We start from the raw sequence: 21,626 nt of genomic DNA, 5'->3' as shown, positions 1-21,626 counted from the left end.
CCCGGTCAATTATGTCAGGCAGGAATTGGTCATGAATGCGAGTGCAGCCGCCACACAGGATACAGCAAAGAAAGGCTTTAATGACCTTCTCGCCCGCCTGCGCGCAAATCCGCGTATTCCATTAATCGTTGCTGCCGCGGCCGCTATCGCCGTGGTTCTGGCGCTGGTGCTGTGGGCCAAAGCGCCCGACTATCGCGTTCTCTATAACAACCTCTCTGATGAGGATGGCGGCGCGATTGTTACCCAGCTCACCCAGATGAACATCCCTTACCAGTTCGCTGAAAACGGCGGCGCCCTGATGGTGCCCGCCGATAAAGTGCATGAGCTGCGTCTGCGCCTTGCCCAGCAGGGACTGCCGAAAGGGGGTTCAGTAGGCTTTGAGCTGATGGATAAAGAGAAGTTTGGTATCAGCCAGTTCAGTGAGCAGATTAACTACCAGCGTGCGCTGGAAGGTGAGCTGGCGCGCACCATCGAAACGCTCGGACCGGTGAAGAGCGCGCGCGTGCATCTGGCGATGCCAAAACCGACGCTGTTCGTGCGCGAGCAAAAATCCCCGTCTGCCTCAGTAACGCTGAACCTGCAACCGGGCCGTGCGCTGGATGAAGGCCAGATTCAGGCGATTCAGCACATGGTCTCCAGCAGCGTTGCCGGTCTGCCACCAGGCAATGTGACCGTGGTCGATCAGGCGGGTCGCCTGCTGACGCGCTCTGACAGCGAAGGCCGCGATCTGAACGATGCCCAGCTGAAATACGCCTCCGAAGTGGAAGCACGCTATCAGCAGCGCATTGAAGCCATTCTGAATCCGATTCTCGGTCAGGGTAATGTGCATGCGCAGGTGACCGCGCAGATTAACTTTGACCGCAGCGAGCAGACGGACGAGAAGTATCAGCCAAACGCGAACCCGAATAACACGGCGATTCGCTCACGCCAGACCAGCACCAACGATCAGAACGGCAGCCCGTATCCGGGCGGCGTACCGGGTGCGCTGTCGAATCAGCCTGCGCCGGCCAATACCGCGCCGGTCACCAACCCGCAGCAGCAGAACAATAACAACGCTAACGGCCAGCAGAACAACAACGCGCAGAATGCCGGCACCTCGACCAGCACCGCGCAGAGCAGCGGCCCGAGCAGCTCCAGCCGCAACGACACGGTGAACTACGAGCTGGATCGCACCATTCGTCACACCAAACTCAACGTCGGTGACGTGCAGCGCCTGTCGGTCGCCGTGGTGGTCAACTACCGCGATGACGGCAAAGGCAAAGCGGTGGCGCTGAACGATCAGCAGATCAAGCAGATTGAAGATCTGACCCGCGAAGCGATGGGCTATTCGCAAACGCGTGGCGACAGCGTCAACGTGGTGAACTCGCAGTTCAACACTACCGAGCCAACCGGCGGCGACCTGCCCTTCTGGCAGCAGCAGTCGTTCTTTGATCAGCTGATGACCGCCGGTCGCTGGCTGCTGGTGGCACTGGTTGCCTTCATCCTCTATCGCAAAATGGTGCGTCCGCAACTGCTGCGTAAACGTGAAGCCGAGAAAGCCGCCGCCGAAGCCGCCGCTGCCCGTGCTGCCGCCCGTGAGGAAGAAGCTGCTTACAGCGTCCAGATCAATAAAGACGAGCTGGACCAGGAGCGCAAATCTAACAACCGCATGAGCGCCGAGGTGATGAGCCAGCGCATCCGCGATATGTCTGAAAACGATCCGCGCGTTGTGGCGCTGGTTATCCGCGAATGGATGAGTAACGAACTATGAGTCTGACCGGTACTGAAAAGAGCGCCATTCTGATGATGACCATTGGCGAAGAGCGTGCGGCGGAGGTGTTCAAACACCTCAACCAGCGTGAGGTGCAGCACCTCAGCGCCGCGATGGCCAGCATGAAACAGATTTCGCACAAGCAGCTGACCGAAGTGCTGCGCGAGTTCGAAACCGATGCCGAACAGTTTGCTGCGCTGAGCCTCAACTCCAACGACTACCTGCGTTCGGTGTTGATCAAGGCGCTGGGCGAAGAGCGCGCCTCCAGCCTGCTGGAGGACATCCTCGAAACGCGCGAAACCACCAGCGGCATGGAAACCCTCAACTTTATGGAACCGCAGGCGGCGGCGGATCTGATCCGCGACGAGCACCCGCAGATTATCGCCACCATTCTGGTGCACCTGAAGCGCGGCCAGGCGGCGGATATTCTGGCGCTGTTCGACGAGCGTCTGCGCCACGATGTGATGCTGCGTATCGCCACCTTCGGCGGCGTACAGCCGGCGGCGCTGGCGGAGCTGACTGAAGTGCTCAACGGCCTGCTGGATGGCACCAACCTCAAGCGCGCGAAGATGGGCGGCGTAAGAACCGCAGCGGAAATCATCAACCTGATGAAAACCCAGCAGGAAGAAGCGGTTATCGAAGCAGTACGCGACTTCGATGGCGAGCTGGCACAGAAGATCATCGACGAGATGTTCCTGTTCGAAAACCTGGTGGAAGTGGACGACCGCAGCATCCAGCGCCTGCTGCAGGAAGTGGAGTCCGAGCAGCTGCTGATTGCCCTGAAAGGCGCCGAACAGCCGCTGCGCGAGAAATTCCTCAAAAACATGTCGGCGCGCGCCGCCGATATCCTGCGCGACGACCTCGCCAACCGTGGCCCGGTGCGTATGTCCGCGGTGGAGAACGAACAGAAAGCGATTCTGCTTATCGTGCGCCGTCTGGCGGAAGCAGGCGAGATGGTAATTGGTGGTGGCGAGGAAACCTATGTCTGATGCCTTTTCCGCCCGTGCATGGCAGCGCTGGCAGCCTGATGATTTAGGCGCGCCGCTGCCTCCCGAGCCTGAACTGCTGCTGGCAGAGGAGCCGGACAGCGACCTCGTGCTGAGCGAGGAAGATGAACAGCAGCAGCAGCTGGAACGGCTGCAGCAGCAGATGCGTAAAGATGCGCAGACGCAGGGCTACAGCGAAGGTTATCAGAAAGGCTTCGCCGAAGCGCAGCAAAACGGCTATGACGCCGGGTTCCAGCAGGGGCTGGCCGATGCCCAGCAGCAGCAGGCTCCGTTACAGGCGCGTATGCAGCAGCTGGTCACCGAGTTCCATCATACGCTGGAAGCGCTGGATAGCGTGATTGCGTCGCGCCTGATGCAGCTGGCGCTGGAAGCGGCGCGCACGGTGATTGGCCAGGCGACGCAGGTGGATGGCAGCGCCCTGCTGCGCCAGATCCAGCAGCTGATTCAGCAGGAGCCGATGTTCAGCGGCAAACCGCAGCTGCGCGTGCACCCGGACGATCTGCAGCGCGTTGAGCAGACGCTGGGCCCAACGCTCGATTTACACGGCTGGCGTTTGCTGGCCGACAGTTCGCTGCATCCCGGCGGCTGTAAACTCAGCGCCGAAGACGGCGATCTGGATGCCAGCGTCGCCACGCGCTGGCAGGAGCTGTGCCGTCTGGCGGCACCGGGAGCATTCTGATGACGTCACGCCTTTCGCGCTGGCTGGGCGCGCTCGACAGTTTTGAAGACCGCATCAGTCAGGTGCAGACGGTGCGCCGCTATGGCCGCCTGACGCGCGCCACCGGTCTGGTGCTGGAAGCCACCGGCCTGCAGCTGCCGCTGGGCGCCACCTGCATTATTGAGCGCCACGACAACGGCACGATTACCGAAGTGGAAAGCGAAGTGGTCGGCTTCAACGGCCAGAAACTGTTTCTGATGCCGCTGGAAGAGGTCGATGGCATTCTGCCCGGCGCGCGCGTGTATGCCCGCGTGCACGGCGATCACAGCGGTAAACAGCTGCTGCTGGGGCCGGAGCTACTCGGCCGCGTGCTGGACGGCAGCGGCAAGCCGCTGGATGGCCTGCCCGCGCCGGAAACCGGCTACCGCGCGCCGCTGATCACCGCGCCGTTCAACCCGCTGCAGCGTACGCCGATCCACGATGTGCTGGATACCGGCGTGCGGGCGATCAACGCCCTGCTCACCGTGGGCCGCGGCCAGCGTATGGGGCTGTTTGCCGGCTCCGGCGTGGGGAAATCGGTGCTGCTCGGCATGATGGCGCGTTACACCAAAGCCGACGTCATCGTGGTGGGCCTGATTGGTGAACGTGGCCGCGAAGTTAAAGAGTTTATCGAAAACATTCTTGGCGCCGAAGGGCGCGCGCGCTCGGTGGTGATCGCCGCGCCGGCCGACGTTTCGCCGCTGTTGCGTATGCAGGGAGCCGCTTATGCCACGCGCATCGCCGAAGATTTTCGCGATCGCGGTCAGCACGTGCTGCTGATTATGGACTCCCTCACCCGCTACGCCATGGCGCAGCGTGAGATCGCGCTGGCGATCGGCGAGCCGCCGGCCACCAAAGGCTATCCGCCTTCGGTGTTCGCGAAGCTGCCGGCGCTGGTAGAACGCGCCGGCAACGGCATTCACGGCGGCGGTTCAATCACCGCGTTCTATACCGTACTGACCGAAGGCGACGACCAGCAGGACCCGATTGCCGACTCGGCGCGCGCCATTCTCGACGGCCACATCGTGCTGTCGCGTCGCCTGGCGGAGGCCGGTCACTATCCGGCCATTGATATTGAAGCGTCGATCAGCCGTGCCATGACCTCGCTGATTGATGAAACCCACTATGCGCGTGTGCGCCAGTTCAAGCAGTTGCTCTCCAGCTTTCAGCGTAACCGCGATCTGGTGAGCGTCGGCGCTTATGCCGCAGGCAGCGATCCGATGCTGGACCGGGCCATTAAGCTCTATCCGCAGATGGAAGCTTTCCTGCAGCAGGGCATTTTTGAACGCAGCGATTATGACGATGCCTGTCTGCACCTGCAGGCGATGTTCGGCTAACGCCGCCCGACTTGAGGTAACGCGATGAAGACAGCCAATGCGATTGATACGCTGCGCGACCTGGCGGAGCAGGATCTGGAACAGGCGGTGATCCACCTCGGCGACATGCGTCGCGGTCAGCAGCAGGCCGATCAGCAGCTCAGCATGCTGCTCGATTACCAGGATGAGTACCGTAATAAGCTCAATCAGGATATGTCCGGCGGCATCGCCAGCACGCGCTGGAGCAATTATCACCAGTTTATTCAGACGCTGGAAAAAGCCATCGAACAGCATCGCCAGCAGCTTAATCAGTGGAACCAGCGGCTGGAACAGGCGCTGAGCAACTGGCGTGAAAAGCATAAGAAGCTGAATGCCTATCAGACGCTGATTACCCGCGCGGAAGAGAACGCATTACGACAGGAAAGCCGTCTCGATCAGAAACGGATGGATGAATTTGCCCAACGGGCCGCATTGAGGAAAGGCGAATGAACACGCTGCCAACACTGCTGACACAGCTTGCCAAAACCGGCAAAGCGCAACCTTCAGCGGCAGTGGACAATCTGTCCGCTGCTGACACCCTGCCGCAGGGATTTATTACCGAGCTGGGCAACCGCCTGCTGACGCTGGTTAAGCAGCAGGGAAATGGCGCGCAATCCGCTGATCTGGCGGCAGAAATTGACGCGAAAAACGTCACAAAAGCGTCATTAAGCGCCCTACTGCAGGCACTGGACAAACCAGAGGCGTTAAACGCACTTTTACAGCCGGAAAACACTAAAGCCGGACTGAAATCAGCCGATGATAATGACAAGCGCGCAGCAAGTTCGTTAACTGCCAGCGACTTACAGAATGTGCAGGCGCTGTTTGCCATGCTGCCAGCGGTGGTCGAAAACCGCAGCAGCCCGCCAGCGGATAACAGCACCGCACTGGAGACCCGGGGTGAGGCGCGCACCAGCTTAAACGCTGCGTTACTTAACAGTTCGCTGCAAAGTGCGCTGAAAGAGGAACAGGCGAAGCCGGATGGACAGCAATCTAAAGGCGGCGATGCGCTGACCAGCCTGAGCGGTGTCAGCCATAGCCCGGTGCAGAGCGCGGCCGCCAGCGGCACGCCGGCCAGCAACAGCGGTATGACGCTGGATGAGAGTTTTCAGCAGGTGCTGAGCACGCTGAGCAAACCGGAAGAGCGGCGCGAGATGCTCAGCAGCCATGACAGCAGCGCGCCGGCCATCAGCAGCCCGCTGAGCAGTACCAGTCCGCTGGTCAGCACCACGGCCAGCACCAGCAGCGCGCCTTCCACGCCGATGCTGAATGCGCAGCTGGGCAGCAACGAGTGGCAGCAGGCGCTGAGCCAGCAGATTGTGATGTTCAGCCGTAACGGCCAGCAGAACGCCGAATTACGTCTGCATCCGGAAGACCTCGGCGCGATACAGATCAGCCTGACGCTGGATAAAGATCAGGCACAGTTAACAATGGTTTCCAGCCACAGCCATGTGAGGGCCGCGCTGGAAGCGGCGCTCCCACAGCTGCGTACGGCGCTGGCGGAGAGCGGCATTAACCTGGGACAGAGTAACGTCAACAGCGACGCCTTCGCACAGGGCCAGAGTTATCAGGGCCAGCAGGAAGGACGTCGTGACGGCCAGTACGGCAGCTTTACCCTCTCTCAGGACAGTGACAACGAGATAACGCCTATTGCCGTCCCGGCAGCCCTCCAGGCGCGCGCGACCGGCAACGGCGCTGTCGATATCTTTGCCTGACAGCGACTAAACGCTGAAGGTAAGCGTAAAACCCGCGTCTTTTCTTCCCATTGTTTGACTTAAGACGCGGGATAATCTGTCCAGGTAAGCCGAGAGGCTTGCCCATAATTCACAGGAAGTAACTGCAAACATGTCTGATAACGCGAAAGCTAAAGGCCGCAAACGTTCATTACTAATTCCGGTGTTACTGATTGTAACGCTGGCCGCTTGCAGCGTGGCAGGCTATGCAGTCTGGCGAATGATGAATAAACACGAGGGTGACAAGCCGGAGGCTGCCAAAGTGGAGCCGCCGCCCGCCCCGGTATTTTTTGCAATGGATACGTTTACGGTTAACCTGGTCAATCCCGACAACGATCCCGATCGCGTGCTGTACGTAGGCTTTACCCTGCGTCTGCCGGATGAGGATACCCGTCGTCGGCTGAATGACTACCTGCCTGAGGTGCGCAGCCGTTTGCTGCTGCTGCTTTCACGTCAGAGCGCCAGCGCGCTGGCAACCGAGCAAGGCAAACAGGCCCTGGTTGAACAGATCAAACAGGTGCTGGCGCCACCGCTGGTAAAAGGTCAACCTGCGCAGGTAGTCAGTGACGTGCTGTTTACCGCCTTCATTTTGAGGTGACTTAATGGGCGATAGCATTCTCTCCCAGGCTGAGATTGACGCGCTGCTCAATGGCGACAGTGACAGTGCGGAAGTAGAGAACAGTTCCAAAGGGGCCGATGGCGATATCCGCCCCTATGATCCCAATACCCAGCGTCGCGTGGTGCGCGAGCGTCTGCAGGCGCTGGAGATCATCAATGAGCGTTTTGCCCGTCATTTCCGTATGGCGCTGTTCAACCTGCTGCGCCGCAGCCCGGATATCAGCGTTGGGGCAATCAAGATTCAGCCGTACCATGAGTTTGCCCGCAACCTGCCGGTGCCAACCAACCTGAACCTGATTCACCTGCAGCCGCTGCGGGGGACTGCGCTGGTGGTGTTCTCGCCGAGCCTGGTGTTTATCGCCGTGGATAACCTGTTTGGCGGCGACGGTCGTTTTCCGACCAAAGTGGAAGGACGTGAGTTCACCCACACCGAGCAGCGCGTGATTCGCCGCATGCTCAAGCTGGCGCTGGAAGGCTACAGCGACGCATGGAAAGCCATTTATCCGCTGGAAGTGGAATACGTGCGTTCTGAAATGCAGGTGAAGTTCACCAACATCACCACCTCACCGAACGATATCGTGGTCAACACGCCGTTCCAGGTGGAGATTGGCAACCTGGTGGGTGAGTTCAATATCTGTATTCCGTTTTCGATGATTGAGCCGCTGCGCGAGCTGCTGGTCAATCCACCGCTGGAGAACTCGCGTCAGGAAGATAACCACTGGCGCGACAATCTGGTGAAACAGGTGCAGCACTCGGAGCTGGAGCTGATTGCCCACTTCGCTGAAACGTCGCTGCGTCTGTCACGTATTTTGCAACTGAAACCTGGTGACGTCCTGCCCATTGAGAAGCCGGACCGCATCATTGCCCACGTCGACGGCGTACCGGTGCTGACGAGCCAGTATGGCACGCTCAACGGCCAGTATGCGCTGCGTGTAGAACATCTGATTAACCCGATTTTGAATTCGCTGAATGAGGAACAGCCCAATGAGTGACAGCAAAAAACCGTCCGATGATATCTCTGCGGACGATCTGTGGGCTGAAGCGATGAACGAGCAGGCGGCGACCAGCAGTGCAGCGGAGCCAGGCGATAACGTATTCAAGTCGCTTGAGGCCAGCGCCGCCAGCGGCTCGCTGCAGGACATCGATCTGATCATGGATATCCCGGTCAAACTGACCGTGGAACTGGGCCGTACCAAGATGACCATCAAAGAGCTGCTGCGCCTGACGCAGGGTTCGGTGGTGGCGCTTGACGGCCTGGCCGGCGAGCCGCTGGACATCCTGATCAACGGCTATCTGATCGCGCAGGGTGAAGTGGTGGTGGTGAACGACAAATATGGCGTGCGCATCACCGACATTATTACCCCGTCCGAACGTATGCGTCGTCTGAGCCGCTAATCATGTTAAAAAACGCGCAAACCGTTCAGCCCGCTCACGCCCAGCCGGTGGTATCCACCAGTTCGGTTGTTGGACAAGTCAGCAGCGTGCTGGCGGTGATCGTGCTGCTGATTCTGGCCTGCGGCTGGCTGGCAAAACGCCTCGGCTTTGCGCCGAAAGCGGTGAGCGGCCAGGCGCTGAAAGTCAGCGCCAGCGTGCAGGTTGGCCGTCAGGAGCGGGTGGTAATTGTTGATACCGCCGATGCGCGTTTAGTGCTGGGGGTCACCGCTCAGCAGATCACCCATCTGCACTCGCTGCCGCCGCTGCCACCGGAAGCGTCCCTGCCCGTCAGCGCGGCGCCGCAGGATTTTCGTCAGCTGTTTCAGAACCTGGTTAAACGTCCCGGAAAACCCCAATGATGCGTCGATTACTCCCTCTTCTGCCGCTGCTGATGCTGCTGGCACCGGCTGCCCATGCGCAGCTGCCGGGTTTGATCAGCCAGCCGCTGGCCAATGGCGGCCAGAGCTGGTCGCTGCCGGTGCAAACGCTGGTCTTCATTACCTCGCTGACCTTTATTCCGGCGGTGTTGCTGATGATGACCAGCTTCACCCGCATCATTATTGTGTTTGGTCTGCTGCGTAACGCACTGGGCACGCCATCCGCGCCCCCGAATCAGGTGATGCTGGGTCTCGCGCTGTTCCTGACCTTCTTTATCATGGCGCCGACCTTCGACAAGATTTACACCGATGCCTATCTGCCGTTCAGCCAGGACAAAATCAGCATGGACGTGGCGATCGACAAAGGTGCCCAGCCGCTGCGTGAGTTCATGCTGCGCCAGACGCGCGAAGCCGACCTGGCCCTGTTCGCCCGTCTCGCCAACAGCGCGCCGATTCAGGGTCCGGAAGCGGTGCCGATGCGCATTCTGCTGCCCGCCTATGTCACCAGCGAGTTGAAAACCGCTTTCCAGATTGGTTTCACCGTCTTTATCCCGTTTCTGATCATCGACCTGGTGGTCGCCAGCGTACTGATGGCGCTGGGGATGATGATGGTGCCGCCGGCCACGATTTCGCTGCCGTTTAAGCTGATGCTGTTCGTGCTGGTGGATGGCTGGCAGCTGCTGGTGGGATCGCTGGCGCAAAGTTTTTACTCCTGAGTGGCTTGCCGCCCTCACCTTTCTCTCGACAGGAGCGCAACATGACACCGGAATCGGTAATGGTAATGGGCCAGGAAGCGATGCGTATCGCCCTGATGATGGCCGCTCCGCTGCTGCTGGTGGCGATGGTGAGCGGTTTGCTGATCAGTATTCTGCAAGCGGCAACGCAGATTAACGAACAGACACTGTCGTTTATCCCGAAAATTCTTGCCGTTGCGGCCACCGCCGTGGTGGCCGGACCGTGGATGCTCAACCTGATGCTGGACTACATCCGTACCCTGTTCAGCAACCTGCCTTACATCATCGGCTAATGGTCACCCTCGACAGCAGCCAGCTGGTGCACTGGGTGGCGCAATTCTTCTGGCCGATGGTGCGTTTGCTGGCGCTGTTTGCCAGCGCTCCGCTGCTGAATGAACGTTCGATTCCGAAACGGGTCAAAATTGGACTGGCGGTAGTCACCACCTGGATTCTGATGCCGCTGCTGCCGCCGGTCGAAGTGACGCTGTTTACTCCGGCGGGCTTCTGGATGCTGGTGCAGCAGTTGCTGATTGGCGTGGGGATTGGTCTGACCATGCAGCTGGCTTTTTCTGCCGTGCGGCTGGCCGGTGAGATGATTGGTCTGCAGATGGGTCTCTCTTTTGCCACCCTGCTCGACCCGAACAGCCGGATCAACATGCCGCTGCTGGCCCGTTTTCTCGACATGCTGGCGATGCTGCTGTTCCTGACCTTCAACGGTCACCTGTGGTTGATCTCGTTACTGGTGGACAGTTTTCACACATTGCCGATTAACGATCAGCCACTCAACGCCAACGCCTTCATGGCGCTGACCAAAGCCGCCAGCTTAATTTTCCTTAATGGCATGATGTTAGCGCTACCCTTAATAATTCTGCTCCTCACGCTAAACCTGGCACTAGGTTTGTTAAACCGCGTTTCACCTCAGCTGTCGGTTTTCGCCATCGGCTTCCCAATCACCTTAACGGTAGGGATCCTGAGTCTGGGTATGATGATGCCGTTGCTTGCACCTTTCTGTGAACATCTGTTCGGTGAAGTCTTTGATTTACTCGCGCAGTTTGTATCAGAACTTTCCCCTGCCCGTTGATTAACGATACTGTTAACCTCCTTATACGATAGTTAAGTAATCAAAAACATTCTGTGCATTTTTCGAACCATATTTTTCAGAAATCAACTGAGGATATTCTGATAAATGCGCATTTATGGTGAAAATTATTCTTATTAAACGGCGCTTCGCGTATTTTAGTCAGACGATTCCTAAGCCGGTTAAGCTTGTGAATCGGTTGATAAAATGCTCAAAGGGCTGTTTTTAAACAAAAAAAATATTACAGCGATTTTTCTTGTCTAAATCCCTTTTTTCCGGCATTGTCAACACTCGCTGAAACGTCACACTTTCGCGATTCAAATGTTTTTAAGAATTGTCCTATCAGATTTGTCTGTGACTTGCGCGATAGTGACAGGGCTCTCAAAACAGAGCGAAAGAAACACATAAACCAAATTCCCGGCGATTCCCACTATCGCGGGGACAAGAGTGACGTGGAAGTAACACAATAAACTTCGCAGAACGGGTCAGGGACGAGTCAAGATGGCGCAGGAATGCATTACGCCAGTCTGCCGAGCAGAATAAAAAAGTGTCTTTGGAAATCTCTCTCGTACCGCAAACGCGTATTCATCGTTGATTTAAACGGATAACAAATTGGTGAGGGTCGCTATAATGCCAACGATTATTATGGATTCATGTAACTACACACGCCTGGGTTTGTCAGACTATATGTCGGCAAAAGGAGTCAAAAAGAAAAATATTACTTCCGTGTCTGACATCGAACAATTGCAACAACGGTGTGAGCAATTAAAACCGGGCGTAGTATTTATTAACGAAGAATGCTTTATTCATGAATCCGATTCCAGCGATCGCATTCGTTCTATTATCATGCAGCATCCGGATACGCTATTCTTTATTTTTATGGCGATCTCGAATATCCATTTTGAGGAATACCTCTACGTTCGTAAGAACCTGATTATTACGTCAAAATCGATAAAAACATCGACGCTGGACTCCCTGCTGGGCACCTACCTGCAAAAGAAACTCAATGCGTCACCGCGCATTTCTGCCGGGCTGGACATTCATCCACTGACATTGAGCCAGACTGAATCGAATATGCTGAAGATGTGGATGTCAGGTCATGACACTATTCAGATTTCGGATAAGATGCAAATCAAAGCGAAAACTGTTTCGTCACATAAAGGCAATATTAAACGCAAAATTAAAACGCACAATAAACAGGTTATTTATCATGTGGTGCGCCTGACAGATAATGTTACCTCGGGCATTTATGTCAACGTGCGATAATTTCACCCACCGATAATACGCTTTGTGGTCAAGGCCAGTCCCCGCGACTGGCCTTGATTATTTTTGAGCGTTTTGCGAGCGCGATCCCACTTCCCCGCTAAGCCTTTATCCCCTGCTGCCGATGCTTGTTTTCAGAACCCCTTACCACTATGAGAGCAAGGAAATGAAAACAGCATCGATAGATGAGCAACATAAGCTCAGCATCTGGCAAAACCTACGCCTGATGCCTCTGTTCAGCATGATCTTTGGTGGCATTCTGCTGCTTTTTGCCCTGTGCATTGGACTCGCCAGCTACTTTCTGATTCAGAGCAATAATTCCCTCAATGACGCCACCGATGAGATTCAGGTGCGCATGGGCATTTCTAACAGCTCAAACCATCTGCGAACCGCACGCCTTAATGTACTGCAGTCGGGCGCGGCGGCGCGCATCGGTGAAATGGATGGCTATCGTGCCGATCTGGCGCGCACCGAAACGCGCATTAAGCAGGCGCGCGAGGGCTTCAAAATTTATATGGATCGCAAAATGAAGACGCCGGCTGACCTGGCGCTCGACGGTCCGCTCACCACCAGCTTCAACGCCTATATTGATAAAGGCCTGAAGCCGATGATCGAGTCGGCGAAACAGGGCAGCTTTGAAGGGATTGTCGCGCAGGAGACCGATGTCACCCGCAAGCTGGATGATGCCTATAATGCCGTGCTGCTGAAGGCGATTAAGATCCGCACCGAGCGCGCCGAAGCGATTAACGCCGAAGCGGCGCATCAGTCGCGCGTCGGTTTTATCGCGATGGCTGCGGCTTTTGCCGCCGCGCTGCTGCTGGTGCTGCTCACCTTCGTGTTCCTGCGCCGCGTGGTGATCAATCCGCTGCGCCTGTCGGTGGGTCGCATTGAGCGCATCGCGCAGGGCGATCTCACCGCCCCCGAACAGGCCTATGGTCGCAACGAAATTGGCAGCCTGCTGCACAACCTGCAGCTGATGCAGGCGTCGCTGGTGCGCACCGTTGGCACTGTCCGTGAAGGCGCGGTGGCGATTTATCAGGGCTCCAGTGAGATCTCCGCAGGTAACACCGATCTGTCATCACGCACCGAGCAGCAGGCTTCCGCGCTGGAGCAGACTGCCGCCAGCATGGAGCAGCTCACCGCCACGGTGAAGCAGAACGCCGAAAACGCCCATCACGCCAGCCAGCTGGCCGCCGATGCGTCTGGCAAAGCGCGCAGCGGTGGTGAACTGGTGAGCGGCGTGGTGAAAACCATGAATAACATCTCCGGCAGCTCGAAGAAAATTGCCGAGATTACCAATGTTATTAACAGTATCGCCTTCCAGACCAATATCCTGGCGCTGAACGCTGCGGTAGAAGCCGCGCGCGCCGGGGAACAGGGCCGTGGCTTCGCCGTGGTCGCCAGTGAAGTGCGCAATCTGGCGCAGCGCAGTGCGCAGGCAGCGAAAGAGATTGAGTCGCTGATTGCCGAGTCGGTGGATTTGATCAGTAACGGCTCGCATCAGGTCGGCGAAGCCGGCAGCACCATGGGCGAGATTGTCGAAGCGGTGCGCCGCGTTACCGACATTATGGCCGAGATTGCGGCAGCGTCTGATGAGCAGAGCCGTGGCATTCAGCAGGTCAGCCTGGCGGTGACCGAGATGGATAACGTGACGCAGCAGAACGCTTCGCTGGTGGAGGAAGCCTCTTCAGCCGCGGCTTCGCTGGAAGATCAGGCCGGTAAACTGACGCAGGCGGTGGCGGTGTTCCGCCTGAATGATACGCCGGCTTCGCTGGTGGCTGCTGCGCCACAGCCGGCGCTGAAAGCCCCTGCGCTCGCTCCACGTCCGACGCTGGCTGCAGCGGGCAATGATAACTGGGAGACGTTTTAAGAGGAGTGAGCTGGGGTGCGGTATTTTTCCCTCACCCCATCCCTCTCCCGCTTGCGGGAGAGGGGGCTGTCCGTGCGGCGATTAAATATCGTCTTCACTTAGCGCCTTGTAAACAATGTATTTTAATCATCCGCACTGAACGGTTCCCTCTCCCGCGAGCAGGAGCACTGAACGGTTCCCTCTCCCGCAAGCGGGAGAGGGTTAGGGTGAGGGTAATCTAATCGCAAAACCACACTACCCTTCCCCCGCATACGGCTCGACAAACACGCCTTCGGCGTGATCGCTCTCATTAAAGAACCAGATCCCCAGCGGGTAATCCTCCAGCGCCACCAGATACATGGTGCCCTCATTAAAGCCTTCCACAGCCAGCACAGTACCGATGCGACGTGGGCCGCCGTCGGTTTTTACCGTTACCCGGTCATTGATCTTCATTGATTTCTCTCCAGAAACAGTCCTGCGCATAGTGTAACGGAAGATAGTCAGCGCTGCCTGATCGCGATCAGCGTCGGGCGATTACCCACACCGCATGCACGATGCCGGGGATGTAACCACACAGCGTCAGCAGTATGTTGAGCCAGAAGGCACCGCCGAAGCCGACCTGTAAAAATACGCCCAGCGGTGGCAACAGAATGGCAATAATAATCCGAATTAAATCCATACTAACTCCCTGATAACCATAATAATCAACCAGCTGTAAGCATAGCTGCTTTACGCCAGAATGGGGAATGCAGCGGGTAAAGAAGTGTCAAAGCCGGGCTTTTCACTTTCTTAACGTTTCCCGGAGAGACTTTTGACGCGGCACCCTCGTACACTTGTCAGCACTGCACCAACCCCAAAGGGGCAGTCAACCTAATAGTAACAAGGATTTTTGCCCGCGCAGCGCGGGCTTTTTTTTGCCCGTTTCCCGTCCACGTCCCTCGCCCGCTGTCACCGTCTATACTTGTCAGGAATCCGTTTGCCTCCGGGAGGCTGTCATGGCCACAGCAAAAGAGTACAGCGATAACGTGCAGCGCGAAGTGAACATCGACGTGGACGCGCTGCTGGAAGCGATTCAGAAAAAAACGTCAGGTGAAGTGCAGGAGTTTATGCAGGCTGAAGATGCGCATCGTGTGAAGGTGAATGGCGAAGCGTTTGACTCTTACACCGAACTGGCCGAGGCGTTTGAACTTGATATTCGTGATTTCACCATCACCGAAGTGAACCGCTGAAATCGATTTCAAAAAAAAGACCCGGCACGCTGGCCGGGTTGAAAAAAGAATAAATTCGTTACACCAGGAAAATCTTAACACCGCTTCAGAGTACGCCTTAGCTGAAGTAAGACAAGTCTCAATTCTGCACGCAATTCGAACAAATCTGCATAATCATGCACTGCTGTTACCGAAAACATCGCGCTACGGCTGACATTCTGCATGCACAAAACGTGCAGCCGCTTCGGTATCCGGGCGGTGTTTTAAGAATTATCCTGGATAGTGGCCGCGCCGGCGGCAAGGAAAAGTGTGATCGTGATTACGCTATTATACTGATTACACGTCGCTTTACGGATGCCTTTGGGCGTAAGGAGTGTATTGATGATCCCGTTAGATTCCTCCCTGCTGATCGTGACCGATCTCGATGGTTCGCTGCTCGATCATCATGACTATAACTGGCAGGCCGCCAGCGAGTGGCTGGCGCGTCTTAAGCAGCAACAGATTCCGCTGGTGATTTGTTCGAGTAAAACCGCGGCCGAAATTATTCCGCTGCAGAAGCGGCTGGGCATTGCCGGTGCGCCCTTTATCGCGGAAAACGGCGCCCGCGTTGCCTTTGGCGGGGAAGCGCAGATCGCCGAAGAGCCCGGCGCCGATTATCTTGCGCTCTGCGCCACGCTCAGCACCCTGCAGGCGGATTTTCGCTTCACCGGCTTTCATGACTTTAGCGACGCAGAAGTGGCCCGTTTCACCGGCCTGACGCTGACGGAAGCCAGCCAGAGCCGACTGCGCGATGCGTCTGAAGTCATCGTATGGCGCGATGATGAAACGCGGCTCGACGCCTTCCGTGCGGCGCTGGCCGGGCATCAGCTGGCCCTGACGCAGGGCGGGCGTTTCTGGCACGTGATGCCGGCGGGCAGCGGTAAAGGCGTGGCGCTGGAACAGTTATTGCAGCAGTTGCAGCAGCAGGAAGGCATGAAGCGCACCACGATTGGTCTGGGCGATGGCCCTAATGATGCGCCGATGCTGGAGCGCGTCGATTATGCCGTGGTGATTAAAGGTTTCAGTAAAAACCCGGTGGTGCTGCAACGCAGCGATCATCACAACGTTTACCACACCGCTCACGTTGGCCCTGAGGGCTGGCGCGAAGGTCTGGATTACTTTCTTGCCCAACCTGAATAACGGCAGCTGACCAGAAGGATGAGACGATGAGTGATTTTTACCAGAACGGCGTAATTACCAACTTTCATAATCTCACCCACCGCAACGTGGAGTCGCTGGAAAAAGAGATGGTGCGCTTTGCGCGCAAGCGCAAAATGGGGCTGATTCTGCCCTCGCTGTTTTCCGAGCTGGAAGGCCCGGCGCTGGATAATATCGTCAACGAACTGGCGAAAGTGCCCTATCTGGAGGAGATTGTGATTGGCCTCGATCGTGCCGATCGCGATCAGTTTCTTTTCGCGCGCGAGTTTTTTTCTCGCCTGCCGCAGCGCCACCGCATTTTGTGGAACGATGGCCCGCGGCTGAAAGCGCTGGACGCCGAGCTGGATAAAGAGGGCCTGTCGCCCAGCCAGCCAGGCAAGGGGCGCAACGTGTGGTTCTGCACCGGCTACACACTGGCCTCCGACCGCTCGCAGTGCGTGGCGCTGCATGACTGCGACATCGTGACCTATGAGCGCGGCATGCTGGCACGTCTGCTCTACCCGCTGGCCAACCCGGCGTTTCAGTATGAATTCTGCAAAGGTTTCTATGCGCGCGTTGCGGACGGTAAGCTTAATGGCCGCGTCGGGCGTCTGCTGGTGGGCCCGCTGCTGCGCTCGCTGCAGAAAGTCTACGGCCATTCGGAGTATCTCGACTATCTCACCAGTTTCCGCTATCCGCTGTCCGGCGAGTTTGCCATGCGCACCCACGTGCTGAACGGCATCAAAATCCCTGGCGACTGGGGGCTGGAGATTGGCGTGCTGTCAGAGATTTATCGCAATTACACCACGCGGCAGACCTGCCAGGTGGAAATCGCGGACAACTACGATCATAAGCATCAGCCGCTGGCGGAAGAGGACGGCACCGGTGGCCTGAAACGCATGAGTAACGACATCGTGCAGTCGCTACTGCGTAAGCTGGCGACAATGGGCGTGCCGCTCACCAGCGACTCGTTCCGCGTGCTGAAGGCCACCTATTATCGCAACGCGCTCGACATGATGGAGATCTACAACCACGAAGCCACCATGAACGGACTGAAGTTTGATCAGCACATTGAAGAAGCGGCGGTCGAGATGTTCACTCAGGCGATTCTCGACGCCGGCCAGTCGTTCATCGAGCGGCCAAACGAGAAACCGTTTATCCCCAGCTGGAGCCGCGTGCAGTCGGCGTTCCCCGATATCCTGCAGCGCATCTATCAGGCGGTAGAAGAGGATAACGAGGGCAAAGTCTAACCAGCCGCGCACACCCGATTGCGACCGCCGCTTTTCGCCAGATACAGGCGGCGGTCCGCTACCGCCTGCAGGCTCTCTGCATGGTAACTGCCCTGCTCAGTACTGCAACTGACACCTGCTGACAACGTAACGCTAAAGGTGGTGCTGGCGTTGACCAGAATGGTTTTGGCCGCCAGCCGGCTGCGGATACGCTCCGCCACGCCCTGCGCCTCAGCCAGCGTGGTGTGCGGCAGCACGATACAAAACTCCTCGCCGCCGATGCGTCCGGCCACGTCGTAAGGGCGCAGCGTATGTTTGATGACGCCGGCCACGCGCATCAGCGCCTGATCGCCCGCGTGATGGCCCCAGCTATCATTGACCTTTTTGAAATGATCGATATCGAGCTGGATCACCGCCAGCGGCTGTTGCTGCTGTTCGCAGCGCCGCGCCAGCGCGATAAACTGGTCGAAAAAGGCGCTGCGATTAAGCAGGCGCGTCAGGCCGTCATAATTAGCGCGCCAGGCCAGTCGCGCCGAGAGATCCTCCAGCCGCCGTACCAGGCGGAAAATCACCTGATGCGCCAGCGCCATTAACAGCACGAACAGCAGCCACATGCCCAACAGAAACAGCGCTACCCGCCCCAGCTCCTGCGACAATCCCTGGCGCAGGCTTTGCACGTTGATTAGCCAGGCATCGACATTTTTTAACTTAACCCAGCTGGCCAGCTGACTGCCCAGCCACAGTGTTCCGGCCGGCTGCTGGTGAATCGCCTGCATCAGCTGGCCGCGCTGTGCGGGGTTCAATGCCACATCGTGCGGTGCCGGCAGCTGGGTGATCTCGTTGAGTGCGCGATCTTCGAGCACCAGCTTGCCCTGCAGCACGCTGTGACGCGACTGGTGCAGCAATGCATTAATTCGCTGCTGGGTGAAGTCCATCGACAACACGCCGTACCAGTGCTGATGGGCGATCACCGGCGCGCTCACCGTCAGCATCAACCCTTCGTTGAACTCCCCCTGATAGGCTTCGGTCCAGTGCCATCGCGTCTGCGGCGCCCGGCCCGGCTGCTGGTCGCGAAAATAGGGTCGCTGCGTCATGGTGGCGTAACTTTGTGCCAGCTCCTGCGCGTCGCGCGGCGGACGTGAGCTGATGTAATAGCCCGCGCGCGAGGTGTACCAGAAGCGTGAATGAAAGTCCTGCGCCTCATCGCTGAACTGCATAATAAAGCTGAACTCCAGCGCAGCGCGCAGCTCGGGCAGCAGATAAGTATCATCGCGCTGCAGCAGCGCATCACGCTGCAGCCATTCGTCGCTGACGCCGTTAATTGGCATGCTGCGCAGGTTAGCGATCTGCAACTGCCACACCGGCTGATGGCGCAACTGCTGAAAACGCTGCAGGGCGTGCTGACCATAATCGGCATTCAGCGGGTGCGTCAGCGCGTAGCTGAGCATCCGCTGATAGTAATTAAGCTCGTCCAGACTCTCCTGAAAGCGGCTATCGAGGCTGCGCTGGATCTCGGACAGCTGGGCGCGCTGCCGCTGCTGATAGTTATTTTTTAATTCCAGCGCTTCATGGACGGTGAGAAAAAGTGAAAAGAGAAAGACCGCCAGAAAACAGAGATGCACGCGCAGCGCAGGCGTCATGCGGCGTGATGACAGTGGCGAGATTGGCATCAGTAGCCAGGCTCCGGATAACAACGAATTGAAGAAGTGTAGTCAGGCGGGAAAACGGCGTACAGGCAGAGATCAGGAAAAACGTGAAAAGTGACAATGACATCGGGACGGCGCGCTGACCATCCCGAAGGACTCAGCTGGCCAACTGGCGCGCGGCCGACAGATGCGTCAGCTCATCACTGCGGAACGCTTCGCGGCGTACACTGTAGCCATCATACCAACGACACTCTACCATTCCGCTGGCATAGCCGGTCACCACCATGGTGGGTCCGCCCTGTTTGTGCTGAACTTCGTCACTGATTGCAAAGGTCATACCGCGCCCTCCCTTCTCACCGTTGATTGAACGGATTAAGGTATAGCAGCTGTGCGCGTTTTTTGCCTATAGGATATTGCTATTACTGTGACAAATTCGGAATAAGCAGTGAAAAATGCCGTAAATAAACAAAGCCGATAAAAGTTATTATCGGCTTTGAACGATTTTCCCGGGTGGAAAATCAGATTTTGCAGCCTTCGCAGTCGGCTTCGTCGCTGATATCCGCCGGCACTTCGCTGGCTTTTTCTGCCGCTTTGGCTTCCGCCTGCTCCAGCTGTGCATCGATATCAAATTCAAACATATCGTCGTTCATCATCGTTCTCCTGACCCGTGATTAGAAATTTCCTGCGCTTTATACCGATTTACCGCGCAGCTTCGCAATAAGATTTACCACTAACAGCACAATCGACCCAACGATAAAGCCCAGCACCAGATTCGCACCGTTGCTCAGCAGCATGGAAACCACACCCGGGAAGCCGCTGCTGTACTCTTCAATGGCATGATGCAGCGGCGCGATACCGTGCACGATAATGCCGCCACCCACCAGGAACATCGCGACGGTGCCAACCACCGACAGGATTTTCATCAGCCACGGTGCCAGCGCCAGCAGCGCGCCGCCGGTGGCCTGCGCCAGCGTGGAAGACTTCTCACGCAGCCAGTAGCCGAGATCGTCAATCTTAACGATCATCGCCACAATACCGTACACGCCGATGGTCACCAGAATGGCAATACCGGCGAGGATTAACACCTGATTGAGCAGCGGCGCATCCGAAACAATGCCCAGGGTAATCGCAACAATTTCAGCCGACAGAATGAAGTCGGTGCGCACTGCGCCTTTCACCTTATCTTTTTCGAACTGGCGCGGGTCCTGCTGCGCCAGATTATCCAGGCGCTTTTGCCGCGCTTCCGGACTCTTCTCCTCTTTGTCGTGGTGCAGGCTGTGCAGCACTTTTTCCACCCCTTCAAAGCACAGATAGGCGCCGCCAATCATCAGCAGCGGCGTAATCAGCCAGGGCGCAAATGCGGAGATCAGCAGCGCCAGCGGCACCAGGATCAATTTGTTGATAAACGAGCCTTTCGCCACGCCCCACACCACCGGGAGCTCACGATTGGCCTTCACGCCCGTCACCTGCTGTGCATTGAGCGACAGGTCATCGCCCAGCACGCCGGCGGTCTTTTTTGCCGCCACTTTGCCCATGACGGAAATGTCGTCGAGCAGCGTGGCAATATCATCCAGAAGAGTCAGTAAGCTGGTTCCTGCCAAAATGTCATTCCTTATTCCGGTTCGTGATCCTGACAACAGGGGCACCGCTCAATCGCCGTCACCGTCATATCGGCGATGCCCGCACAGTCCCATTCGACGCGTAACGTTTTCCCGTGCAGATCGTCGGCGTGCAGATACTTGCTCACCGGACTTTCTGTCATGCCGCTTATCTCCTCGGTGGCCACCAGCGTATCGTCCAGGTAAATGCGCGCCGTGGCATGGGCATTGACCATGCGCTCATCGCGCAGTTGATACAGGCGTCTGACCGTCAGTTTGATGCTGCTCATGGTGGTGTTCCGCGTCCCAGAGAAAACGCTGATCTAAACTGTTATGGCAGGTAAAAGCAATCACCCTGCCTTAATCCGCCCGATAGTGATGCAATCCCTGATGATCGATCTCGCTGCTGTGCGTGGCAGCCAGCAGCCACTCTTCCAGCCGCTCCACCAGCGCTTCATCTTCCAGCCGCAGTTTGCCGCGCAGCGCGCATTCCCAGACGATCAGCACCTTCCAGCCGCTTTCCTGCAGCTGCTGCACATAGCGCCGGTCACGCTCCACGTTACTGTTGATTTTGCCGCTCCAGAATTCGGTACGCGTGGCGGGCATTTTGAACAAATAACAGTGGTGACGATGCCAGAAACAGCCGTGCACAAAGATAATGGCTTTGTGCTGCGGCAGCACAAAATCCGGCCGGCCCGGCAGCGCTTTATCCTGTACGCGAAAGCTAAAGCCGCGATCTTTCAGCAGCAGCGCAATACGCTGCTCAATCGCCGTATCCTGATTGCGAATGGCGCGCATATTTTTGCTGCGAATATCATGCGAGTGGACGTCTGCCATGGCGTCTCCTTTTTTGCGGGCTTCTTCAACTTTAGCGCGT

Annotated in this window: 26 protein-coding genes; 18 read left to right on the top strand and 8 right to left on the bottom strand. The window is 57.3% G+C overall.

What is annotated here, in order from left to right; genetic code table 11:
- The first annotated feature begins 31 nt into the window (after positions 1-31).
- The 15 genes from fliF (at position 32) to C1Y42_RS08345 (ending at position 13,913) form a co-directional block, all read left to right on the top strand.
- Entirely contained in the window at positions 32-1,750 is a 1,719-nt protein-coding gene (gene fliF, locus C1Y42_RS08415; RefSeq protein ID WP_104093183.1) for a flagellar basal-body MS-ring/collar protein FliF, read from the top strand.
- The gene (gene fliG / locus C1Y42_RS08410) at positions 1,747-2,739 is read left to right on the top strand and encodes a flagellar motor switch protein FliG (protein WP_021509869.1); all 993 of its coding nucleotides are present in this window, start codon (positions 1,747-1,749) and stop codon (positions 2,737-2,739) included. Before fliF ends, fliG begins: the two co-directional genes overlap by 4 nt.
- Positions 2,732-3,436, top strand: coding sequence for a flagellar assembly protein FliH (fliH, locus tag C1Y42_RS08405; RefSeq protein WP_104093182.1), 705 nt, complete (start codon positions 2,732-2,734; stop codon positions 3,434-3,436). The genes fliG and fliH overlap by 8 nt, the downstream gene beginning before the upstream one ends.
- A complete protein-coding gene (gene fliI / locus C1Y42_RS08400; protein ID WP_021509867.1) occupies positions 3,436-4,791 on the top strand; it encodes a flagellar protein export ATPase FliI in 1,356 nt (451 codons plus the stop codon). The genes fliH and fliI overlap by 1 nt, the downstream gene beginning before the upstream one ends.
- A gap of 24 nt (positions 4,792-4,815) precedes the next feature.
- Complete coding sequence (gene fliJ / locus C1Y42_RS08395) at positions 4,816-5,259, top strand: flagellar export protein FliJ (protein ID WP_021509866.1); 444 nt, start codon at positions 4,816-4,818, stop codon at positions 5,257-5,259.
- On the top strand, positions 5,256-6,521 hold the full coding sequence (locus C1Y42_RS08390) for a flagellar hook-length control protein FliK (protein ID WP_104093181.1): 1,266 nt from the start codon (positions 5,256-5,258) through the stop codon (positions 6,519-6,521). The genes fliJ and C1Y42_RS08390 overlap by 4 nt, the downstream gene beginning before the upstream one ends.
- Before the next feature lie 130 nt (positions 6,522-6,651).
- A complete protein-coding gene (gene fliL, locus C1Y42_RS08385) occupies positions 6,652-7,137 on the top strand; it encodes a flagellar basal body-associated protein FliL (protein ID WP_021509864.1) in 486 nt (161 codons plus the stop codon).
- 4 nt (positions 7,138-7,141) lie between these two features.
- Complete coding sequence (gene fliM, locus C1Y42_RS08380) at positions 7,142-8,149, top strand: flagellar motor switch protein FliM (RefSeq protein WP_021509863.1); 1,008 nt, start codon at positions 7,142-7,144, stop codon at positions 8,147-8,149.
- On the top strand, positions 8,142-8,552 hold the full coding sequence (gene fliN, locus C1Y42_RS08375) for a flagellar motor switch protein FliN (RefSeq protein WP_021509862.1): 411 nt from the start codon (positions 8,142-8,144) through the stop codon (positions 8,550-8,552). Before fliM ends, fliN begins: the two co-directional genes overlap by 8 nt.
- A gap of 2 nt (positions 8,553-8,554) precedes the next feature.
- Positions 8,555-8,950, top strand: a complete 396-nt coding sequence (fliO, locus tag C1Y42_RS08370) for a flagellar biosynthetic protein FliO (protein WP_058757392.1) — start codon at positions 8,555-8,557, stop codon at positions 8,948-8,950.
- The gene (fliP, locus tag C1Y42_RS08365; RefSeq protein WP_031280176.1) at positions 8,950-9,684 is read left to right on the top strand and encodes a flagellar type III secretion system pore protein FliP; all 735 of its coding nucleotides are present in this window, start codon (positions 8,950-8,952) and stop codon (positions 9,682-9,684) included. The genes fliO and fliP overlap by 1 nt, the downstream gene beginning before the upstream one ends.
- Before the next feature lie 41 nt (positions 9,685-9,725).
- Positions 9,726-9,995, top strand: coding sequence for a flagellar biosynthesis protein FliQ (gene fliQ / locus C1Y42_RS08360; protein ID WP_010618647.1), 270 nt, complete (start codon positions 9,726-9,728; stop codon positions 9,993-9,995).
- A complete protein-coding gene (fliR, locus tag C1Y42_RS08355) occupies positions 9,995-10,783 on the top strand; it encodes a flagellar biosynthetic protein FliR (protein ID WP_021509859.1) in 789 nt (262 codons plus the stop codon). The genes fliQ and fliR overlap by 1 nt, the downstream gene beginning before the upstream one ends.
- A gap of 627 nt (positions 10,784-11,410) precedes the next feature.
- Positions 11,411-12,046, top strand: a complete 636-nt coding sequence (rcsA, locus tag C1Y42_RS08350; protein ID WP_021509858.1) for a transcriptional regulator RcsA — start codon at positions 11,411-11,413, stop codon at positions 12,044-12,046.
- Between the two features lie 163 nt (positions 12,047-12,209).
- Positions 12,210-13,913 carry a methyl-accepting chemotaxis protein gene (locus tag C1Y42_RS08345; RefSeq protein WP_021509857.1) on the top strand — a complete coding sequence of 568 codons (1,704 nt, stop codon included), beginning with the start codon at positions 12,210-12,212 and terminating at the stop codon, positions 13,911-13,913.
- Positions 13,914-14,147: 234 nt separating this feature from the next.
- On the opposite strand, the gene dsrB is transcribed toward C1Y42_RS08345, so the two are convergent.
- Entirely contained in the window at positions 14,148-14,345 is a 198-nt protein-coding gene (gene dsrB / locus C1Y42_RS08340; RefSeq protein WP_199188971.1) for a protein DsrB, read from the bottom strand.
- A gap of 67 nt (positions 14,346-14,412) precedes the next feature.
- Positions 14,413-14,571 (bottom strand): YqaE/Pmp3 family membrane protein, encoded by a 159-nt coding sequence (locus tag C1Y42_RS08335; RefSeq protein WP_021509855.1) that lies wholly within the window; start codon positions 14,569-14,571, stop codon positions 14,413-14,415.
- A 316-nt stretch (positions 14,572-14,887) separates the two neighbouring features.
- On the opposite strand from C1Y42_RS08335, the gene C1Y42_RS08330 reads away from it, so the two are divergent.
- The 3 genes from C1Y42_RS08330 (at position 14,888) to C1Y42_RS08320 (ending at position 17,526) form a co-directional block, all read left to right on the top strand.
- Positions 14,888-15,121, top strand: a complete 234-nt coding sequence (locus tag C1Y42_RS08330) for a YodD family protein (RefSeq protein ID WP_058757390.1) — start codon at positions 14,888-14,890, stop codon at positions 15,119-15,121.
- A 360-nt stretch (positions 15,122-15,481) separates the two neighbouring features.
- Positions 15,482-16,279 carry a mannosyl-3-phosphoglycerate phosphatase-related protein gene (locus C1Y42_RS08325; RefSeq protein ID WP_104093179.1) on the top strand — a complete coding sequence of 266 codons (798 nt, stop codon included), beginning with the start codon at positions 15,482-15,484 and terminating at the stop codon, positions 16,277-16,279.
- Between the two features lie 26 nt (positions 16,280-16,305).
- Positions 16,306-17,526, top strand: a complete 1,221-nt coding sequence (locus tag C1Y42_RS08320) for a glycosyl transferase (protein ID WP_021509852.1) — start codon at positions 16,306-16,308, stop codon at positions 17,524-17,526.
- On the opposite strand, the gene dgcQ is transcribed toward C1Y42_RS08320, so the two are convergent.
- The 6 genes from dgcQ to C1Y42_RS08295 all read right to left on the bottom strand — a co-directional run bounded on the left by dgcQ (position 17,523) and on the right by C1Y42_RS08295 (position 21,586).
- Positions 17,523-19,175 carry a cellulose biosynthesis regulator diguanylate cyclase DgcQ gene (dgcQ, locus tag C1Y42_RS08315; RefSeq protein ID WP_104093178.1) on the bottom strand — a complete coding sequence of 551 codons (1,653 nt, stop codon included), beginning with the start codon at positions 19,173-19,175 and terminating at the stop codon, positions 17,523-17,525. The two genes, C1Y42_RS08320 and dgcQ, sit on opposite strands and share 4 nt — an antisense overlap.
- 133 nt (positions 19,176-19,308) lie before the next feature.
- The gene (locus tag C1Y42_RS08310; protein ID WP_010618657.1) at positions 19,309-19,488 is read right to left on the bottom strand and encodes a YodC family protein; all 180 of its coding nucleotides are present in this window, start codon (positions 19,486-19,488) and stop codon (positions 19,309-19,311) included.
- 181 nt (positions 19,489-19,669) lie between these two features.
- Positions 19,670-19,804, bottom strand: a complete 135-nt coding sequence (locus tag C1Y42_RS23970; protein ID WP_254919505.1) for a hypothetical protein — start codon at positions 19,802-19,804, stop codon at positions 19,670-19,672.
- Between the two features lie 36 nt (positions 19,805-19,840).
- The gene (locus tag C1Y42_RS08305; RefSeq protein WP_104093177.1) at positions 19,841-20,752 is read right to left on the bottom strand and encodes a DUF808 domain-containing protein; all 912 of its coding nucleotides are present in this window, start codon (positions 20,750-20,752) and stop codon (positions 19,841-19,843) included.
- A gap of 11 nt (positions 20,753-20,763) precedes the next feature.
- Positions 20,764-21,039 carry a hypothetical protein gene (locus tag C1Y42_RS08300; protein ID WP_021509848.1) on the bottom strand — a complete coding sequence of 92 codons (276 nt, stop codon included), beginning with the start codon at positions 21,037-21,039 and terminating at the stop codon, positions 20,764-20,766.
- 70 nt (positions 21,040-21,109) lie between these two features.
- Positions 21,110-21,586: a very short patch repair endonuclease gene (locus C1Y42_RS08295; protein WP_058757385.1), complete on the bottom strand. Its 477-nt coding sequence runs from the start codon at positions 21,584-21,586 to the stop codon at positions 21,110-21,112.
- Positions 21,587-21,626 lie beyond the last annotated feature (40 nt).

Origin of the sequence: Pantoea sp. ICBG 985, assembly GCF_002928365.1 — a bacterium.
GTDB lineage: Bacteria > Pseudomonadota > Gammaproteobacteria > Enterobacterales > Enterobacteriaceae > Pantoea > Pantoea dispersa.
The sequence above is the reverse complement of the archived record's forward strand: the minus strand, read 5'-3'. Positions and strand labels throughout refer to the sequence as shown.

What these genes read in the sequence shown, in the direction of transcription:
- C1Y42_RS08390 (WP_104093181.1), top strand. Translation starts at nt 5,256, where the DNA reads ATGAACACGCTGCCAACACTGCTGACACAGCTTGCCAAAACCGGCAAA.
- fliL (WP_021509864.1), top strand. Translation starts at nt 6,652, where the DNA reads ATGTCTGATAACGCGAAAGCTAAAGGCCGCAAACGTTCATTACTAATT.
- fliO (WP_058757392.1), top strand. Translation starts at nt 8,555, where the DNA reads ATGTTAAAAAACGCGCAAACCGTTCAGCCCGCTCACGCCCAGCCGGTG.
- fliF (WP_104093183.1), top strand. Translation starts at nt 32, where the DNA reads ATGAATGCGAGTGCAGCCGCCACACAGGATACAGCAAAGAAAGGCTTT.
- C1Y42_RS08320 (WP_021509852.1), top strand. Translation starts at nt 16,306, where the DNA reads ATGAGTGATTTTTACCAGAACGGCGTAATTACCAACTTTCATAATCTC.
- fliM (WP_021509863.1), top strand. Translation starts at nt 7,142, where the DNA reads ATGGGCGATAGCATTCTCTCCCAGGCTGAGATTGACGCGCTGCTCAAT.
- dsrB (WP_199188971.1), bottom strand. Translation starts at nt 14,345, where the DNA reads ATGAAGATCAATGACCGGGTAACGGTAAAAACCGACGGCGGCCCACGT.
- fliH (WP_104093182.1), top strand. Translation starts at nt 2,732, where the DNA reads ATGTCTGATGCCTTTTCCGCCCGTGCATGGCAGCGCTGGCAGCCTGAT.
- rcsA (WP_021509858.1), top strand. Translation starts at nt 11,411, where the DNA reads ATGCCAACGATTATTATGGATTCATGTAACTACACACGCCTGGGTTTG.
- fliR (WP_021509859.1), top strand. Translation starts at nt 9,995, where the DNA reads ATGGTCACCCTCGACAGCAGCCAGCTGGTGCACTGGGTGGCGCAATTC.
- fliG (WP_021509869.1), top strand. Translation starts at nt 1,747, where the DNA reads ATGAGTCTGACCGGTACTGAAAAGAGCGCCATTCTGATGATGACCATT.
- C1Y42_RS08325 (WP_104093179.1), top strand. Translation starts at nt 15,482, where the DNA reads ATGATCCCGTTAGATTCCTCCCTGCTGATCGTGACCGATCTCGATGGT.
- fliP (WP_031280176.1), top strand. Translation starts at nt 8,950, where the DNA reads ATGCGTCGATTACTCCCTCTTCTGCCGCTGCTGATGCTGCTGGCACCG.
- C1Y42_RS08335 (WP_021509855.1), bottom strand. Translation starts at nt 14,571, where the DNA reads ATGGATTTAATTCGGATTATTATTGCCATTCTGTTGCCACCGCTGGGC.
- dgcQ (WP_104093178.1), bottom strand. Translation starts at nt 19,175, where the DNA reads ATGCCAATCTCGCCACTGTCATCACGCCGCATGACGCCTGCGCTGCGC.
- fliJ (WP_021509866.1), top strand. Translation starts at nt 4,816, where the DNA reads ATGAAGACAGCCAATGCGATTGATACGCTGCGCGACCTGGCGGAGCAG.
- C1Y42_RS08300 (WP_021509848.1), bottom strand. Translation starts at nt 21,039, where the DNA reads ATGAGCAGCATCAAACTGACGGTCAGACGCCTGTATCAACTGCGCGAT.
- C1Y42_RS23970 (WP_254919505.1), bottom strand. Translation starts at nt 19,804, where the DNA reads ATGATGAACGACGATATGTTTGAATTTGATATCGATGCACAGCTGGAG.
- fliQ (WP_010618647.1), top strand. Translation starts at nt 9,726, where the DNA reads ATGACACCGGAATCGGTAATGGTAATGGGCCAGGAAGCGATGCGTATC.
- C1Y42_RS08345 (WP_021509857.1), top strand. Translation starts at nt 12,210, where the DNA reads ATGAAAACAGCATCGATAGATGAGCAACATAAGCTCAGCATCTGGCAA.
- C1Y42_RS08310 (WP_010618657.1), bottom strand. Translation starts at nt 19,488, where the DNA reads ATGACCTTTGCAATCAGTGACGAAGTTCAGCACAAACAGGGCGGACCC.
- fliN (WP_021509862.1), top strand. Translation starts at nt 8,142, where the DNA reads ATGAGTGACAGCAAAAAACCGTCCGATGATATCTCTGCGGACGATCTG.
- C1Y42_RS08295 (WP_058757385.1), bottom strand. Translation starts at nt 21,586, where the DNA reads ATGGCAGACGTCCACTCGCATGATATTCGCAGCAAAAATATGCGCGCC.
- fliI (WP_021509867.1), top strand. Translation starts at nt 3,436, where the DNA reads ATGACGTCACGCCTTTCGCGCTGGCTGGGCGCGCTCGACAGTTTTGAA.
- C1Y42_RS08330 (WP_058757390.1), top strand. Translation starts at nt 14,888, where the DNA reads ATGGCCACAGCAAAAGAGTACAGCGATAACGTGCAGCGCGAAGTGAAC.